This is a genomic window from Protofrankia symbiont of Coriaria ruscifolia (assembly GCF_900634745.1).
Classification (GTDB): domain Bacteria; phylum Actinomycetota; class Actinomycetes; order Frankiales; family Frankiaceae; genus Protofrankia; species Protofrankia californiensis.
Genome location: NZ_CAAAFR010000178.1, coordinates 50688 through 67799, shown reverse-complemented (window position 1 = coordinate 67799; position 17112 = coordinate 50688). Strand labels below are relative to the sequence as shown.

Genomic DNA, 17112 nt, shown 5'->3' with positions numbered 1-17112 from the left:
ATCCGGCGATCGTCCGTCCGGCGAGGGCTCTGTCGGGGTCCTCGCCGGAGCAGCACGAGGGCTCCGGTCAGTTCTGACCGGAGCCCTCGTAGCACAGCCACAGGGTCGCCAGGGCGGGCAGGGTGAGCGTCGCCGATGCCGGCTGGTTGTGGCGGGCGGCGTCCACGGCGACGACGGAACCCATGTTCCCCATCCCGCTGCCGGCGTACTCGGTGGCGTCGGTGTTGATGACCTCACGCCAGCGTCCGGCGAACGGCAGGCCGAGCTGATAGTCGGTGTGGGGGATGCCCGAAAAGTTGGTGACGCAGGCGAGCACTGTGCCGGCCGCCGGAGCACCGGCCGCCGGACCACTCCGGGTGGGGTCGCCGGACGCCGGGTCGCCGGCCCACCGTAGGAACGAGAACACGTTGTCCTCGGCGTCGTTCGCGTCGATCCACGAGAACCCGTCCGGAGAGGTGTCCCGTTCCCAGAGGGCGGGTGTGGCACGGTAGATCCCGTTGAGATCCTTCAGCAGTGCGGTCACACCCCGGTGGCGCGGGTCGTCCAGATGCCACCAGTCCAGCGACCGTGCCTCCGACCACTCGGCCTCCTGGGCGAACTCCCCGCCCATGAACAGCAGATGCTTGCCTGGGTGCGCCCACATGTAGCCGTAGAGAGCGCGCAGGTTGGCCAGCTGCTGCCAGCGGTCACCGGGCATCTTGCGCAGCAGTGAGCCCTTCCCGTGCACCACCTCGTCGTGGCTGAGCGGAAGGACGAAGTTCTCCGAGTACGCGTACATCATGGAGAAGGTCATCTGGTGGTGGTGGTAGGCGCGGAACACCGGTGCCCGGGAAAGGTAGTCGAGCGTGTCGTGCATCCAGCCCATGTTCCACTTGAAGCCGAAACCCAGACCTCCCAGATGCGTCGGACGGGTGACGCCAGGCCAGGCGGTCGACTCCTCGGCGATCATCATCGCGCCCGGGACTCGCCGGTAGACCGTGGCGTTGGTCTCCTGCAGGAACGACACCGCCTCGAGGTTCTCCCGGCCGCCGTGGACGTTGGGTACCCAGTCACCCTCGGACCTGGAGTAGTCGAGGTAGAGCATGGAGGCGACGGCGTCCACCCGCAACCCGTCCACATGGAACTCCTCGAACCAGTACACCGCGTTCGCGACCAGGAAGTTTCGTACCTCGGGACGCCCGAAGTCGAAGACGTACGTCCCCCAGTCGGGTTGTTCGCCTCGACGCGGATCAGGATGCTCGTACAGCGGCGTGCCGTCGAACCGGCCCAGCGCCCAGACGTCGCGGGGGAAGTGTGCCGGCACCCAGTCGACGATGACGCCGATTCCGGCCTGGTGAAGCTGGTCGACGAGGTACCGGAAATCGTCGGGGTCGCCGAACCGTGATGTCGGGGCGTAGTAGGCCGACACCTGGTAGCCCCAGGAGCCGCCGAAGGGATGCTCGGCCACGGGCAGCAGTTCGACGTGGGTGAAGCCCATGTCCCGCACGTGGGAGACGAGTTCGCTGGCGAGCTCCCGGTATGACAGCCCTCTGCGCCAGGATCCCAGATGCACCTCGTAGACCGATATCGGCACGGTATGCCACGCGGTACGCCTGCGCTGCGCCAGCCATGCCTCGTCACCCCAGGTGTAGTCGGACTCGAAGACGACGCTCGCCGTGGCCGGCGGGTTCTCGGTGTGCAGCGCGAGCGGGTCGGCCTTCTGCCGCCACACGCCGTCGAATCCGAGGATCTCGTACTTGTAGCGGCAACCGCCGCCGATGCCGGGTACGAACAGCTCCCAGACACCTGTCGATCCCAGTGACCGCATCGGGTAGGCGCGACCGTCCCAGAAATCGAAGTCACCGACCACCCGGACGCCGCGGGCGCCCGGCGCCCACACGGCGAAACCGACCCCGCTGATCTCGGCTGTGCCGGCGCTGTCCGGGTAGTGGCGTACGCTCGCGCCGAGCGCCTTCCACAGCTGTTCGTGGCGACCCTCACCGATGAGGTGCAGGTCCATCTCCCCGAGCGTCGGCAGGTAGCGGTACGGATCGTCGACGACGTGCGTGGCGTCGGAGTAACGGACCTCCAGACGGTAGTCGGGAACGGTGCGGGTCGGCAGCGCCACCGCGAACACCCCGGCCGTGTGCAGCCGGGTGCACTCGAAGCGTTCACCTCCGGTGAGGACGACCACGCCCACTGCGTCCGGTCGCAGGGCCCGCACGATCGTCGAGTCCCCGCGGGGGTGGGCGCCGAGTATGCGATGCGGATCGTGGTGTGAACCGTTCACCAGCCGCTCAAGCTCGGCGGTTTCGACGAGCAGGGACGGGGAGGACGACGCCGGGTCGTCGTCCGGATGTCCGGTGTCTCGGAGCGCCGTCTCGTCACGCGCAGTGTCCGGATAGGCAGTTTTGTCACGATCGGTACTCGGATGGACTGTTTCATCACGCCCGGTGTCCCAGTGCGCCGTTTCGTGATGCCTGGCGTCGCCGTCGTACCCGTTTTCCCGGCGCCCGGCGTCGCCGTGCATGGCCACGGTCATGGCCATATGCGGGGAACGGGCGCTTTCGGAGTTGGCGTCGCAGAGACGATTGCATGGGTGGCCCTCGTCGACTCCACCCACCGCGTCGTCAGGACCGATCATGGACAACACGCCATCCTTAGAACGTAGTCATCAGTCCGTGGAGGTCAGCCGTTCGACCGAACCGAGCGGGATCGGCAACCACGATGGGCGATGACGCGCCTCGTAGACGACTTCGTACACGGCCTTGTCGAGCTCGAACGCCCGCAACAGGGCAGCCTCCTCGCGTGGGTCATGCCCGCGGACGCCGGCGTACCCGATGCAGAAGGCGTCGCGGTTGCGAGTCGCCCATTCCTGTGCGCGATATCTGAGTGCGGACTCGCCCTCCCGTTCCAACAACATCGACCGTTCCAACAACATCGACTGAGCCGCGTAGTCGAATGATCGGAGCATGCCGGCGACATCACGGTAAACGGGCTGTAACGTTATGCGTTCTGTCACCGGGCGTGCCGGTTCGCCTTCGAAGTCGAAGAGTACCCAGCCTGAGTCAACCCGTAGAACCTGCCCCAGATGGTAGTCGCCGTGAATGCGCTGCAGAACAACCGGCCGCGCCCGGCGGGCGAGTTCGTCGTAGGCGGCGCGCAGCTGCGCCTCGAAGGCCTGCAGTTCCCCGACGACCTTGATCGCGGCATCCAGCCGGCTGTGCATCTGCGCGGACTCCGCCCGCAGGATCTCGGCATCACCGACAGCCGTGGGCAGTGTCTCGGCGATGATGCGGTGCACGTCCGCGGTGGCCGCACCCAGCCGCTCGGACTCGGCCGCGAAATCGCCACCGACCTCGTCGGCGTGCAGGTCCGCCTCCGCATAGAGGTCGCGGACGCTGGCGAGAGCGAGCCGCCAGCCTTCGGTGCCACTGCGAAGAAATTCCTGCATGAACGCGAAAGTGGTGGTCTGACCGTCAACGACGCCGTCCAGCCAGGACAGCGGTCGGGCTACGCGGGGACTGCCCGCGTCGGCGAGCGCACGGGTCATCTCCAGGTCTGGATTCGTCCCCGGCCACAGTCGACGGAAGACTTTCAGGATGTAGGCGTCGCCGTACACGATCGAGGTGTTGGACTGCTCCGCGCCGACCACGTGGGCGGGCAGCGGCTCCAGTTCCTCCAGTGTGTACGGCACGAACCCGTCACGGGCCGCCTCGCCGCGGATGAACGCCAACAGGGCGGCGCTGCCGTCCGGATCGTGCAGGCCGTCGTACACCAGACCGTCCGCGTACTTGCCGACGAAGAAGCCCTCGTGCCCGTAGGGCGCGTCCGGTCGCACGACCAGGGGCACCTGATAGTGGTCGACCGGTCCGCCGTCGGCGTACCGGACCTCGATGACGAAGTGGCGTAGAAGATCGGAAAGCCGCACGTTCTGAACGATGCGCAGGCTGCCCCAGGCTCGGCCCTTGCCGGCAAACCAGCGTTGCCGCGGCAGCCAGGAGACCAGGAGGGCGACCAGATCAGAATTGTCGCCCACCATCGTCGACCTCCTCACGTGTCACCATCTGGCGACCATCCTCACGACCTTGTGCGCAGACCGCATCAGGAGGCCAATTCCCCCTGCCGGCCGAGTGCGAACCAGTAATGTCCGTGTCCGGGCAGGGTCAACAGGTACGGCAGTTCCCCGATCGGCGGAAAGTGCACTCCGCCGAGCAACTCGACCGGCACCATGCCGACGAATCTACGAAGATCGAGTTCGACTGGCTGGGCAAAACGTGACAGGTTGGACACACAGAGCACCCGGTCGTCGCCGAATTCCCGGACAAAGGCGAAGACGGACGGATTGGACGCCGGGAACTCCTCATAGGTGCCGAGACCGAAGACGGGATGCCGCTTGCGTACCTCGATCATTCGCCGGGTCCAGGACAGGAAGGATGTCGGCATCCGCTGCTCGGCCTCGACGTTGAGCGCCTGGTACCCGTACACCGGGTCCATGATGGGCGGCAGGTAGAGCCGGGCCGGATCGCTCGTCGAGAAACCGGCGTTACGGTCCGGGGACCACTGCATGGGTGTCCGGACGCCGTCCCGGTCACCCAGGTAGATATTGTCACCCATGCCGATCTCATCACCGTAGTAAATCACCGGCGAGCCGGGCAGTGACAACAGCAGCGCGGTGAAAAGCTCCATCTGGTCGCGGCTGTTCTCCAGCAGCGGGGCGAGCCGCCGGCGTATCCCGATGTTCGCCTTCATACGCGGATCCTTCGCGTACTCGGCGTACATGTAGTCGCGTTCCTCGTCGGTGACCATCTCCAGGGTCAGCTCGTCGTGGTTGCGCAGGAAAATCCCCCACTGGCAGTTCGGCGGGATCTCCGGTGTCTGCGCCAAGATCTCCGAGATGGGGTAACGGGACTCCCGGCGGACCGCCATGAAGATCCGCGGCATCAGCGGGAAGTGGAATGCCATGTGGCATTCGTCGTCGTTGCCGAAGTACTCGACCACGTCTGACGGCCACTGGTTCGCCTCGGCCAGCAGGACCCGGTCGGCGTATTTCGCGTCGATCTCCTTGCGGATCCGCCGCAGATACTCATGGGTTTCCGGGAGATTCTCGCCGTTGGTGTCCTCCCGTACGTAAAGGTAGGGGACGGCGTCCAGTCGGAATCCGTCGATCCCCAGGTCCAGCCAGAAGCGCAGTACCTCGACCATGGCTTCCTGGACGTCCGGATTGTCATAGTTGAGGTCGGGCTGGTGGGAGAAGAAGCGGTGCCAGTAGTACTGGCCGCGCACCGGGTCCCAGGTCCAGTTCGATTTCTCCGTGTCGACGAAGATGATCCGGGCGTCGGGGAACTTCTGGTCCGTGTCCGACCACACGTAGAAGTCGCCGTACGGGCCGTCCGGTTCGCTGCGGGAAGCCAGGAACCACGGGTGCTGGTCGGAGGTGTGGTTCATGACCAGGTCCGCGATGATCCGGATGCCTCGGCGGTGGGCCTCGTCCACCAGGTTGACGAAGTCCCCGAGGTCGCCGAACTCCGGCAGGATCCGGAAGTAGTCGGAGATGTCGTAACCGCCGTCCCGCAACGGCGATTCGTAGATCGGTAGCAGCCACAGGCAGTCGACGCCGAGCCAGCTGAGGTAGTCGAGTTTGCTGGCGATTCCGCGAAGGTCACCCGTGCCGTCGCCGTTGGAGTCGGCGAAACCACGGATGAGGACCTCGTAGAAGACCGCCCGCTTGAACCACAGCGGGTCGCGGGACAGCTCGTCGGCCGGCGACCCGCTGCCGCCGGCGTCCGTATCACCGGTAGTGCCTTCGGCGCTCATTTCCTCCGCCGGACGTCGAAAATGTGGGCTGGTTCCGTCGCCGGGTCCAGCTGGACGTAATTCTCTTGCCCCCACGTGTAGTCAGTCCCGCTGATCTCGTCGTGGACGTCGAATGTTTCCCGCCACTCGAGGCCGAGGGCGGGCATGTCGAGGCGAACAGTCGTCTCCTGCGTGTTGTGCGGATCCAGGTTGACGACGACCAGAACGCAGTCGTCGCCCTGTGCCCCCCCGGATCGCTTGGAGAAGACGATGAACTCGTCGCCATCGGTATGGTGAAAACGGAGGTTGCGCAGCCAGTGCGTCGCCGGATGGTCCCTGCGTATCCGGTTCAGTCTGGCGAGGTATGGTGCCAGCGAGCGTCCGGCGTGTTCGGCATCGGCCCAGTCCCGCGGCCGGTACTGGTATTTCTCGGAGTCCAGGTATTCCTCACCGCCCGTTCGCACGGGGGTGTTCTCGAACAGTTCATAACCCGCGTAGACCCCCCACGAGGGGGACATCATCGACGCCAGCACCGCACGAATCTTGAATGCCGGGTCGCCGCCCTCCTGGAGGTAACCCGGCAGGATGTCGGGAGTATTGACGAAGAAGTTGGGACGCATGTAGTGTGCGGTTTCCAGCAGTTCCCGGCCGTATGTCTCCAATTCTGACCTCGTGTTGCGCCAGGTGAAGTAGGTGTACGACTGGGTGAAGCCGGCCTTCGCCAGTGTCCGCATCATGGGCGGCCGGGTGAACGCCTCGGACAGGAAGAGCACGTCCGGTTCGACCGACTTAACCTCGGCGATGAGCCACTCCCAGAACTGGACCGGCTTGGTGTGGGGATTGTCGACCCGGAATATCCGCACCCCGTGCGAGGTCCAGTACCTGACCACGCGCAACACCTCGTGGTAAAGCCCGGCCGGGTCGTTGTCGAAGTTGAGCGGGTAGATGTCCTGATATTTCTTCGGCGGGTTCTCCGCGTACGCGATGGAACCGTCGCTCTTCACGGTGAACCACTCCGGGTGCGTCTTGGCCCACGGATGGTCGGGTGCACACTGCAGGGCCAGGTCGAGGGCGACCTCCATGTCCAGGGCGCGGGTCCGCGCGACGAAGTCGTCGAAATCGTCGATCGTACCCAGGTCCGGGTGGACGGCGTCGTGGCCGCCGGCGTCGCTGCCGATCGCCCAGGGTGAGCCGGGGTCGTCAGGACCGGTGACCAGGGTGTTGTTCGGACCCTTGCGGTTGACCTCGCCGATGGGGTGGATCGGCGGAAGGTAGACCACGTCGAAACCCATTGCGGCGACGGCGGGCAACCGCTCGGCGGCGGTCGCGAATGTTCCCGAACGTGGCGGGTCCAGACTCGCCCCCTCGGAGCGGGGAAAGAACTCGTACCAGCTTCCGAACAGCGCCCGGGGCCGGTCCACCCAGATCCGGTAGAGGGGCGAGCGGGTGATGAGCTCCCGCAGCGGGCACCTGGTGAACAAGTCGACCAGCGCCGGATCACACGCCGCCGCAATCCGCGCATGTGGATCCGTCAGAGCGTCGTCGCGTAGAGCGCTGACGGCGTGCTGGACCTCCGCCCACCGGCTTTCGGGGACTCCGGGCAGCGCGTGGAGCAGGATCCGGGCTCCGTCCTCGAAGTCCACCGACAGTTCGTCCGTGCTCTGGCCGGCGCCTGTCTTGATCTCGATGGCGTGACGCCAGGTCGACACGGGATCGGCCCATGCCTCGACGCGGAAGCCCCACAGGCCCTCCGAGTCGACCCGGACCTCGGCTTCGTAGCGATCAGCGCCCACTCCGACCTGCCGCATCCGCGTGAACGGGTTCCCGCGCCCGTCAGGACCTGACAGCGCCACATTGGCGCCGATCAGATCGTGTCCGTCACGAAATACCGTCGCGGCGACGGTGAGGGTCTCACCCTCAACCGCCCGGGACGGCCACTGCCCACAGGATACGGCGGGGCTGACGTCAGAGATGACAACCCGGCCTATCGAACGTCCGATCATCGCCGCGACCTTATCCAGGTGAACCACCCCTTGATAGTCGGCCTCTCCTGTGCCAATTGGCGCTACCCCAACGTGAACAGCGTGGGACCGCCAAGTGGGGACGCGTTGGGGATACGGAGGTACTCCGCCGGGGGAGGGGGATGTCGGCATCGGATCGAAGTCTCCACGTTGATGCGCGTTCGCAGGTGGGCCTGCTGCCGGGCGTGCACCAGCCCACCATCGGTTTCGCTCCGAGATACCCATGTCTGCCGTGCTCACGCATGGGCGGGGCGGTAGATCGCCGGCAGGAGTCGGCCGGCCCGGATGAGCCCACATGCCCGGCCGGGAACCCTGGCGCGGTCCCGTTCGTCCCGCAGAACACAGGCCCCATAACCCCACGTCGCCGTGGGCATGCGTGATCGAGTCCAGTAGGCTGCGTCGCGTTCGGTGCGGGGGGCGGCCAGGGTCCCGAAATGCAAGGACAGCCCCGATCGCAATGACAGCAGGAGGAGCAGTGGGAGTCAGCCTCAGCAAGGGCGGAAACGTTTCGCTGACCAAGGAGGCGCCCGGCCTCACGAACATCGTCGTCGGCCTCGGCTGGGATGTCCGCAGCACGACCGGCGCAGATTTCGATCTTGATGCGAGCGCGATTGCCTGCAGGTCTGACGGCAAGGTGCTGTCGGATGGCCACTTCGTCTTCTTCAACAATCTCAAGAGCCCGGACGGTGCCATCGAACACCAGGGCGACAACCTCACCGGTGAGGGAGAGGGCGACGACGAAGCGATCAATGTGGGTCTCGCCAGTCTGCCTGCGGAGATCGACAAGGTTGTGTTTCCGGTTTCGATCTATGATGCGGATTCACGCCAGCAGAACTTCGGTCAGGTCCGCAACGCGTTCATCAGGATCGTGAACGGTGCGGGAGGCGCCGAGATCGCGCGTTATGATCTCACCGAGGACGCCTCCACCGAGACTGCGATGGTCTTCGGTGAAGTGTACCGGCACGGCTCCGAGTGGAAGTTCCGGGCCGTCGGTCAGGGCTACGCGTCCGGGCTTGCCGGGATCGCCCGGGACTATGGGGTCAACGTCTGATCCTTCGGGGTCGACGTCTGATCGTCGGAGCTGACCGGATGCGGGTCGGGCCTGACAGGCGGGCCAGGAGTACCAGCGCCACCGCGACTCGCGGGGCGTGGAGCGCTGTGGTGATGTCCCGTAACCGGCGCTGGGCGCCGGTGGTGTCGGTTTGGCCGGTTACGATGCCCGGGATCGCAAGCCTGCGGCTGTGTGGGCAACACCACGATTGCGCTGTGGTCTGCCGGGTCGACGTGTAGTTGATGTGATGCCCTCGACGCTCCGGACCGGGGTCGAGGCGCGGTGGTGCTCCCGGCGCCGCGTCAGACCCGGTCCGGAGGAAGGTGCCTGTCCTCGTGCATGCCCTGCGAATCTTTGGTTGGTCGCTGGCGGTCACCGTGGTCGGTGTAGCGTTGGCCGGAGTGCTCGGCGGTCCGCAGACGGCTGCCATCGTCGCCATCCTGGCCGTGCTTGAGATAAGCCTGTCGTTCGACAACGCCGTAATCAACGCGACGATCCTGCGCAGGATGAACGAGTTCTGGCAGCGAATATTCCTGACCGTCGGCATTCTGATCGCCGTATTCGGGATGCGCCTGCTGTTCCCGATCGTCATCGTTGCGCTTACCGCTCATCTGGGCCCGCTGGAGGTCTTCGACCTCGCGCTGAACAACCCGGACGAGTACGCGACGCGGTTGCACGATGCGCATCCCGCCATTGCGGCCTTCGGTGGCATCTTCCTCTTTATGATCTTCCTGGACTTCATGTTCGATCCCGAACGTGACGTCCAGTGGCTTCGCTGGATCGAGGAGCCACTGCGCAAGGCGGGGCAGCTCGACGTGTTGTCGGTCGTGGTCGGGCTCGTCTCGCTCCTCCTCGTCGCCGAGGCGTTCTCCGGTGATGCGACCCAGCAGGTGCTGACCGCCGGTGTCGCTGGTGTCGCCACCTACCTGGGCGTGCGCGGTCTCGGTGAGTTCTTCGAGGCGCGCGGCGTGGGAGCGGACGCCGACGCCGACGAGGATGCGCTGGCGGGGGCGGCGCCCGCGGCGGGGTCGACGGGCGGGCCGAACGCACTGGTCCTGGCCTCGGGAAAGGCCGCGTTCTTCCTGTTCCTGTACCTGGAGGTGCTGGACGCGTCGTTCTCCTTCGACGGCGTGGTGGGTGCTTTCGCGATCACACAGGAGATCTTCGTCATCGCCGCCGGGCTCGGCATCGGCGCTATGTACATCCGGTCGATCACCGTCTATCTCGTCCGCAAGGGCACCCTTCAGGAGTACGTGTACCTGGAGCACGGCGCCCACTACGCCATCGGTGCGCTTGCGGTGATCCTCGCCGTCAGCATCGAGACCGAGGTTCCGGAGATCATCACGGGTCTCGTCGGTGTCGGGTTCATCGGAGTCGCCCTGATCTCCTCCCTCCTGCGCCGGAGTAGGGAGCAGCGTGCCGGCGAGGGCGGGGGAAACGGCGACGGCCCGGACGAACGGCATCGTGAGATCGCCACTGTGCGTTCATAGCAGTGGCGGAGGTTCTCGGCTGCGTGCCTGCCACCGCCACGGGGGCTTGGAACGACCGAGGACACGACTGTCCGGCTCGCGGATACGACCACCGCAAGGGAGCGGATCATGCCCATCGACTACAGCAAGCGGCCCACTGGCTCGCAGTCCAACACAGGCCCGGTGTCGCTGAACAAGCTTACTCTGACCAAGAGCGCGCCTTCGGTCTCCCTGAGCAAGCAGGGTGGCGGCGGGCGGCTGCACGTCAACCTCAACTGGAATGTCCAGGGTGCCGCGGCGTCCGCTGGTCGGGGCGGCTTTCTCAAGCGGGCGCTCAGCGGCGCACAGGGCGGGATCGACCTCGACCTCGCTTGTATGTATGAGCTTTCCGACGACCGTAAGGGGGTTGTGCAGGCGCTGGGTAACGCGTTCGGGTCCTTCGAGAGACCTCCGTACGTCCAGCTTGACGCCGACGACCGCACCGGCGCATCCGCCGGCGGGGAGAACCTGTTCGTCAACCTCGCCCATGTCACGGAGATCCGTCGCCTGCTGATCTTCGCTTTCATCTATTCCGGCGTCCCGAACTTCGACCAGGCCGGCGCGGTGGTGACACTCACTCCGGCACAGGGCGCGCCCATCGAGGTACGGCTGGACGAGCAGGCCGGTAGCGCCCGGATGTGCGCGATCGCCTTGCTGACCAACCAGGGCGGCAACGATCTCGTCGTGAACAGGGAGGTGCGTTATGTCGGCGGTCACCAGGAGCTTGACCAGACCTTCGGGTGGGGCCTGAACTGGGCTCCGGGACGCAAGTAGGCGACAGGCGGACAAAAAGGGATCGGGTAGGCGGAGGGGATGCGGTTGCGCGCGTCCGGAGGGCGGAAGCGGACGTGATCCGACCTGTGCCGCCACCTTCCGGAGATGGCGGGCCTCGTTCGATGTCCCGATCACGTCACGGGCCGGTGGCCGATGCATCACATTCGGTTCCGTCGGGTGGCGACGACGCGGACGCGGATGCGGATGCGATCGTGGATGCGGACGGCGCCGAGGGCGCCGGCCCCGGTGAGCGCGACGCCCCGGCAGCCGCGCATCCGGCGCATATGGACGGTCCCGGGCAGGACGACCTGGCTGGCCGTACCTTGGCGTCCCCGGCGGAATCGTCGGCGGCGCAGGGATCGTCATCGGCGGAGCCGGTTGTCGCCGATCTCGCCGAGCCGCCTGCCGAGCCGCCCGAGGCGCAGCCCCCTGTGGCTGACGCCGCCGTCAGCGAGACTGCTGTCAGCGGGATTACTCTCAGCGAGACCGCTGTAAGCGAGACTGCTGTCGCCATCGGCGATGCCGTTGGTGCCGCTGCCGCTGCCGCTGCCGCTGCCGGTGCCGTCGATGCCCCCGTTTTCGATGTCGCCGTGGTTACTGCCGCTGCCATGCGGCTGGACGATCTGGCCCACCGGGTCGAGGAGCTGGTCAGGCTCCGGCGTCACGACGCCGACCTGGTGGACCGCCTGCATGCCGAGAACACCCGGCTGCGGGCGGGTGAACTGACCGAGGCGATGTCGCCGTTGCTGCGGGGCCTGATGCGGTTGCACGACCAGATGACGAGCCTGGGTGCGGACGACGATCAGAGCATCGCCGGTATCCTCCGCACGCAGTTGTTGCAGGTCATGGACGTCGCCGTGGACGTCCGTCCGTACACCGCGGTTGTGGGCACGCCTTTTGACCCAGCCCGCCACGTGGGCGTGCGCCGTATCGGTACGGACGACGCCGAGCGTGATCGGACGATCGCTCGAACTGTCAGACCCGGATTCGTCCGCGGTGAGTCGATCGTGGTGCGTCCGGCCGAGGTGGAGGTCTTTCGGGCACACTAGAGGGCCGAAGGCGGCACGATCATGCTCCTTTCGTGCTCGGATCGTTGAACGGTGGCCGCTGTTTGCCGGAGAGGAACTACATGGCGCGGACAAAGGTGTTCGGGATCGACCTGGGAACGACGTACTCGTGCATCGCCCAGGTGGACGAGTACGGACGCCCTGACGTCATCCGCAACATCGAGTCGCAGCCGACCACGCCGTCGGTGGTGCTGTTCGACGAGTCGGCCGACGGCGGTGTCAGTTTCGTCGTCGGCACCCAGGCCAAGCGGCAGTCACGGATCCGCCCGGACGACGTGGCGAGCCTGATCAAGCGGCACATGGGTGAGGCGGACTGGCGGTTCGTCGTCCACGGTGAGGAGTACAGCGCTCCCGCAGTGTCCAGTCTCCTTCTCAAGGCCCTGGCCGCCGACGCGCAGCGGGTGACCGGAAGCCCGGTGACCGACGTGGTCATCACCGTTCCCGCCTACTTCGGGGACGAGGAGCGCAAGGCGACGAAACTCGCCGGGACGCTCGCCGGGCTGAACGTCGTCGACATCATCAACGAACCGACCGCCGCCGCCTTTGCCTACGGGTTCGCCCAGAACGGCGTGGCGGACACCACCGTGCTGGTCTACGACCTCGGCGGTGGCACCTTCGACACCACGGTCATCCGGCTGTCGGAGAACGCGATCACGGTCGTTGCTACTGACGGTGACCACGAGCTGGGAGGCGCCGACTGGGACGCCGAGCTGGTGCGCTTTCTCGCGCAGAAGTTCATCGAGGAGCAGCCCGACGCCGGCGATCCGCTGGACGACGTCTATGACGAGCAGGAGCTGCTGGCAGCGGCGGAGGAGGCGAAACTGGCGCTGTCGGGCCGGGACAGCGTGGACGTGCTCGTGGTCCATGCCGGCCGGCGCACGAGCGTGACCGTCGCCCGTGCCGACATCGAAGAGATCACGGCGTCGTTGCTGCAGCGCACGCTCGACCTGACCGGTTCGGTGCTTGCCCGGGCTCGGGAGCACGGGGTCGACCACGTGGACGTCTGCCTGCTCGTCGGGGGGATGAGCAAGAGCCCTGCCGTCGCCCGGAAGCTGGCCGAGAACTTCGGTCTGAGTCCGCGCCTCGTCGATCCTGATCTTGCTGTGGCCAAGGGTGCGGCGGCGTTCGGACAGAAGAAGGAACTGGAACGCTACGTCATCGACGATCTGGTCGCGCAGGGCAGACTCGCCGCGGGGGAGGGCCTGGAAGCGGCCGCACCGGCTGACGTGCAGCGGTCGGCCTCCGGGGCGGCGGGCAGCTTCGGACTGGCCGCCACCGCCGTGGTGGACCTGGTGAAAACCAAGATCACAAATGTGACCTCGCGCGGCTTCGGGATCTTTGCCGAGGACAGGGGCAAGGCGATCGCCGTGTTCCTGGCACACCGCAACGACCCGTTGCCGATCGAGGTGACGCAGACCTTCTACACGATCTCCGACGACCAGACCGAGGTCGACATCCGCGTCTTCGAACAGGGCACAAGCGCTGAGTCGCCCGTGCCGGAGGACAACAAGGTGATCGTCGAAGGCGCCATCACCGGTATCCCGGGTGGTCACCCCCGCGGCACGCCCGTCGACGTCACCTTCTTCATGCGCCCGGACCAGACCATTCTGGTTACCGCCACCCATCCCGGCGCGACAGCGCCCCTGCTCCTGCAGGTCAGGGCCGGGGTGGGCAGCGAGGCGATGCGGGACGAGGAGACGAAGAAGGTCACGCTGCTCAAGCAACGGGATTAGCCAGGCAACAGGGTTGGCACCCGGGCCCGAGGGTCCGGTGTTCGACCGGCGGGCGACGCCGGGTACGAACCGGCCGGACGGCTTACGGAACACTACCCGCAGTGAGCGCGCCGGACCCTGTCCAGTACATAACCCCGTCCAGTACATATGGTGAACGTTCCGGGCCGGTGTCCAGGACAGGCACGGGCGTCACAGGCACGGCTTTCACCTGCCCTGCGGCAGGGACGGGACGAAGGTGGGGCGTGAGCGCGGCGTTCGACGGCAGCGGTTACCGCCAGCGTGTGCTGGCGGAGCTGCACCGCCGGTCTTCGCTCGATCTCGACGACCCGTTTTTCGTCGCGGCCCTGGACCCGGATGCCGTCTACACCGACGCGCAGGTGCGCGAGCAGCTGGCCGGAGTCATGGCCTTCCTGCAACGGCAGCGGAACGCGACCCGGTACGCCTCGCTTGCCGCGACGTTGGTGCGGCGGCGGGCAGAGTGGGAGGCGCCGCTGCTGGACACCGCCACCCGCGACGAGGTCCGGGCACGGGTGCTGGCGACCCGCCGCACCGGGGACGTCGAACGGCTGGCGAAGGTGGCCCGCAATCTCGCGACCGTGCGTGGGCGTTTCGGTGGGGTGCCGCGTTCCCGGGTGGCCGGGCTTCGCCGGCTGGCGTCGGCCGACGGGGTGACTGCCGAGCAGTTCGACGCGCTTCTCGCCCGTGAGCAGGTGATCGAGGACAGCTCGGGTGACGGGGTCGAACCGCTCGCCGCGGGGGTACGGCACCAGATCCGTGACCGCCTGATCGAGCTGCGGCAGCTACGTGAGGGAGACCGGGTCGGTACCGCCTCCCTGTGGGCGCTGTTGGGTGTCCCGGCCGACTCGCCGCCGGAACGGATCCAGGCCGCCTACGAGGTTGCGCTGGAGCGCAACCAGCGGCGTCCGCATGACCGTGAGAAGACGGTGACCGCGGATCTGCTCGCGCAGGTACGCACCAGGCTGCTGGACGGGGATCCGGCCGCCTACACCGCCGGACTGGTCGCGGACGCCCGGGAGGAGATCCGGGGGCGGGTCGAGGAACACGTCGTTCTCGACGGTGAACTGGGACCGGCCGTGTTCGAGGGGCTGGTGCGGGAGGTCCTCGCGACCGGGTCGGGCCTGTCCGCGGTGCAGGCTAAGACCCTGTTGCTCGGCGTCGCCCGGGAGCTGGGCGCGGCCGTGACGACCGGCGTCTTTCTCGACTACGTGGTGTGCGCGCAATGCTGCTGTCCGGAACCGGTAGATGGCTCGCGCATCTGTCGTTACTGCGACACCGAGCTGTACACGGCGTGCCCCTCGTGCGGGCGGAAGACCGAGGCCGCCGCGGTGGCCTGCCGGTCGTGCGGGCAGAGCCTGCGCCAGGCGCGGGAGGCCGCTGACGCTGTGTCCGCCATCCGGCGGGCGTTGGACGATGGCCGTCCCCGGCACGCCGGCGAACTGCTGGCCGCTGCCCGTCCGGTGCTGGCGGTGCTCGGTGGCTCCGTCGCGCGGGCGGCCGAAGAACTCAGCGCACGGGTGGAGGCGGCGCTGGCTGCCGCGGACGCCGGGTGGCGGGCACTGGTGGAGGACCGCGAAGCCCGGTACGCGGATGCCGCCATGGACGGGGCGCGCTGGCTCGTGGCTCAGGCCCGCGACGTGCCCGGCCCGGACGGACGTGCAGCCGAGGATGTGCTTGCCGAGCTCGTCGCCCATCAGGACGTCATCCGCCGCCGGGTTGCCGCGGCTCGGGCGCTGCCTGCGGCCGACCAGGAAAACGCCTTGGCTGCGGTGCTCGCGACGGCTGCCGACAACTGCGAGGCGCTGGCGGCGCTGGCCGCGGTGCCCCTCGCACCGCCCGGGGACCTGACCGCGACCGAACAGGACGGTGCGGTGGTCCTGCGGTGGCGGGCATCCCCTTCCAGCGCCGGTCCGGTGTCCTACCGGGTGGTCCGCCTGCTCGGGGAGGCCGGCGGCCCGCCCGGGACAGCTGCGCCGGAACGCAGCCTGGGCACCACCCTGTCCACGGAGCTCTCCGATGCCGGGGTTCCGGCCGGGGTGATGGTCCGGCATCAGGTGACCGCGATCGTGGGCAGTCGGAGGTCGGTACCGGTACGCACACCCGGACTTGTGGTCATGCGGGACGTCGCCGATCTGCGTGCGGAGCAGATCGGCGACGCGGTGAAACTGTCATGGCGTCTGGACGGCCCGGTGGACGCGGTCACGATCGAGCGGACCGTGGACGAATCGTCGCCGGTACGGCTTCCGATGCGTCGGATCAGGGCGAACGCGGGTCAGTACGTCGACTCCGCCGTCCAACCAGGTGTCACCTACTGTTATCAGATCTATGTAGAGTTCCATGACGTGGACGGCGTTCCCGCGCGTACAAGCGGGTCGCGGACCACGGTGACGGTTGCAGCGCGTCCACGGGCGGACCTGCCGATCCGGCAGGACCCGCTGACCGGGGCGGACCCGCCGACCCGGCAGGACCCGCTGACCGGGGCGGACCCGCCGACCCGGCAGGACCCGCTGACCGGGGCGGACCCGCCGACCCGGCAGGACCCGCCGACCCGGCAGGACCCGCTGACCGGGGCGGACCCGCCGACCCGGCAGGACCCGCGGACACAGGAGCAGCAGACAACGGTCAGTTACACCGTGGCCCGAGCCGGCTGGCGCCGCCGCACACTGCGTGTGCAGGTCCGAGCGGACGGTATGCCGTCCGAGCTGGTGCTGATCGCGCGATCCGGGACGACTCCACCGCAGGCGCGAGGAGACGGGCAGGTACTGGCCCGGATGTCCGCTCACGCGCCGGCGCGTGAACACAGTGAGCACACGGTGGAGGTCTCTCTGGACGGTGCGCAGCTTCCGTGGGGGGTACGGCTGTTTCCGGGGTCGGACGGGATGGGGATCGTACTGCAGCATCCTCCGGACGACGCCCTCGTGGTTCGCTGAACCCGTCCGCTCTACTCTTACACATACACACCTCGCTATTACATGTTGAATAACGTGTCATCCCGAATGGATTGTGTGACGCGCTGCCGGGCAATGTGTATTCGGAGATCATATATGATGCTCGGAGTCCGGGGTCGGCGGCGGAGTGTACGCGGGGCTGAGTATGAGCGGGGCTTGAGTGCAAGCGGCTGTTCGACCTGCTCTGATGCCTTCCGCCGGGCAGTCGCCGGCTCCG

11 protein-coding genes are annotated in these 17112 nt (G+C 67.2%); 6 read left to right on the top strand and 5 right to left on the bottom strand.

The window, feature by feature from the left end; genetic code table 11:
* Positions 1-67: 67 nt before the first annotated feature.
* The 5 genes from glgB to CV1CTNOD_RS25870 form a co-directional block, all read right to left on the bottom strand.
* Positions 68-2623, bottom strand: a complete 2556-nt coding sequence (glgB, locus tag CV1CTNOD_RS19975; protein WP_242606860.1) for a 1,4-alpha-glucan branching protein GlgB — start codon at positions 2621-2623, stop codon at positions 68-70.
* Between the two features lie 30 nt (positions 2624-2653).
* Complete coding sequence (locus CV1CTNOD_RS19970) at positions 2654-4021, bottom strand: maltokinase N-terminal cap-like domain-containing protein (protein ID WP_131787532.1); 1368 nt, start codon at positions 4019-4021, stop codon at positions 2654-2656.
* Between the two features lie 62 nt (positions 4022-4083).
* Positions 4084-5796 (bottom strand): maltose alpha-D-glucosyltransferase, encoded by a 1713-nt coding sequence (gene treS, locus CV1CTNOD_RS19965; RefSeq protein ID WP_131787531.1) that lies wholly within the window; start codon positions 5794-5796, stop codon positions 4084-4086.
* Positions 5793-7778 (bottom strand): alpha-1,4-glucan--maltose-1-phosphate maltosyltransferase, encoded by a 1986-nt coding sequence (locus tag CV1CTNOD_RS19960; protein ID WP_131787530.1) that lies wholly within the window; start codon positions 7776-7778, stop codon positions 5793-5795. The genes treS and CV1CTNOD_RS19960 overlap by 4 nt, the downstream gene beginning before the upstream one ends.
* Positions 7779-8032: 254 nt before the next feature.
* Positions 8033-8170 (bottom strand): hypothetical protein, encoded by a 138-nt coding sequence (locus CV1CTNOD_RS25870; RefSeq protein WP_207386560.1) that lies wholly within the window; start codon positions 8168-8170, stop codon positions 8033-8035.
* 101 nt (positions 8171-8271) lie between these two features.
* On the opposite strand from CV1CTNOD_RS25870, the gene CV1CTNOD_RS19955 reads away from it, so the two are divergent.
* From CV1CTNOD_RS19955 to CV1CTNOD_RS19930, 6 genes are all read left to right on the top strand, one after another.
* Complete coding sequence (locus CV1CTNOD_RS19955; protein ID WP_131787529.1) at positions 8272-8847, top strand: TerD family protein; 576 nt, start codon at positions 8272-8274, stop codon at positions 8845-8847.
* A 335-nt stretch (positions 8848-9182) separates the two neighbouring features.
* Positions 9183-10337, top strand: a complete 1155-nt coding sequence (locus CV1CTNOD_RS19950) for a DUF475 domain-containing protein (protein WP_242606859.1) — start codon at positions 9183-9185, stop codon at positions 10335-10337.
* Between the two features lie 108 nt (positions 10338-10445).
* Positions 10446-11129: a TerD family protein gene (locus CV1CTNOD_RS19945; protein WP_131787527.1), complete on the top strand. Its 684-nt coding sequence runs from the start codon at positions 10446-10448 to the stop codon at positions 11127-11129.
* 146 nt (positions 11130-11275) lie between these two features.
* Complete coding sequence (locus tag CV1CTNOD_RS25865) at positions 11276-12178, top strand: nucleotide exchange factor GrpE (protein WP_207386559.1); 903 nt, start codon at positions 11276-11278, stop codon at positions 12176-12178.
* Positions 12179-12258: 80 nt separating this feature from the next.
* A complete protein-coding gene (locus CV1CTNOD_RS19935; RefSeq protein WP_131787526.1) occupies positions 12259-13929 on the top strand; it encodes an Hsp70 family protein in 1671 nt (556 codons plus the stop codon).
* Positions 13930-14171: 242 nt separating this feature from the next.
* Complete coding sequence (locus CV1CTNOD_RS19930) at positions 14172-16877, top strand: zinc ribbon domain-containing protein (protein WP_131787525.1); 2706 nt, start codon at positions 14172-14174, stop codon at positions 16875-16877.
* Positions 16878-17112: the final 235 nt, after the last annotated feature.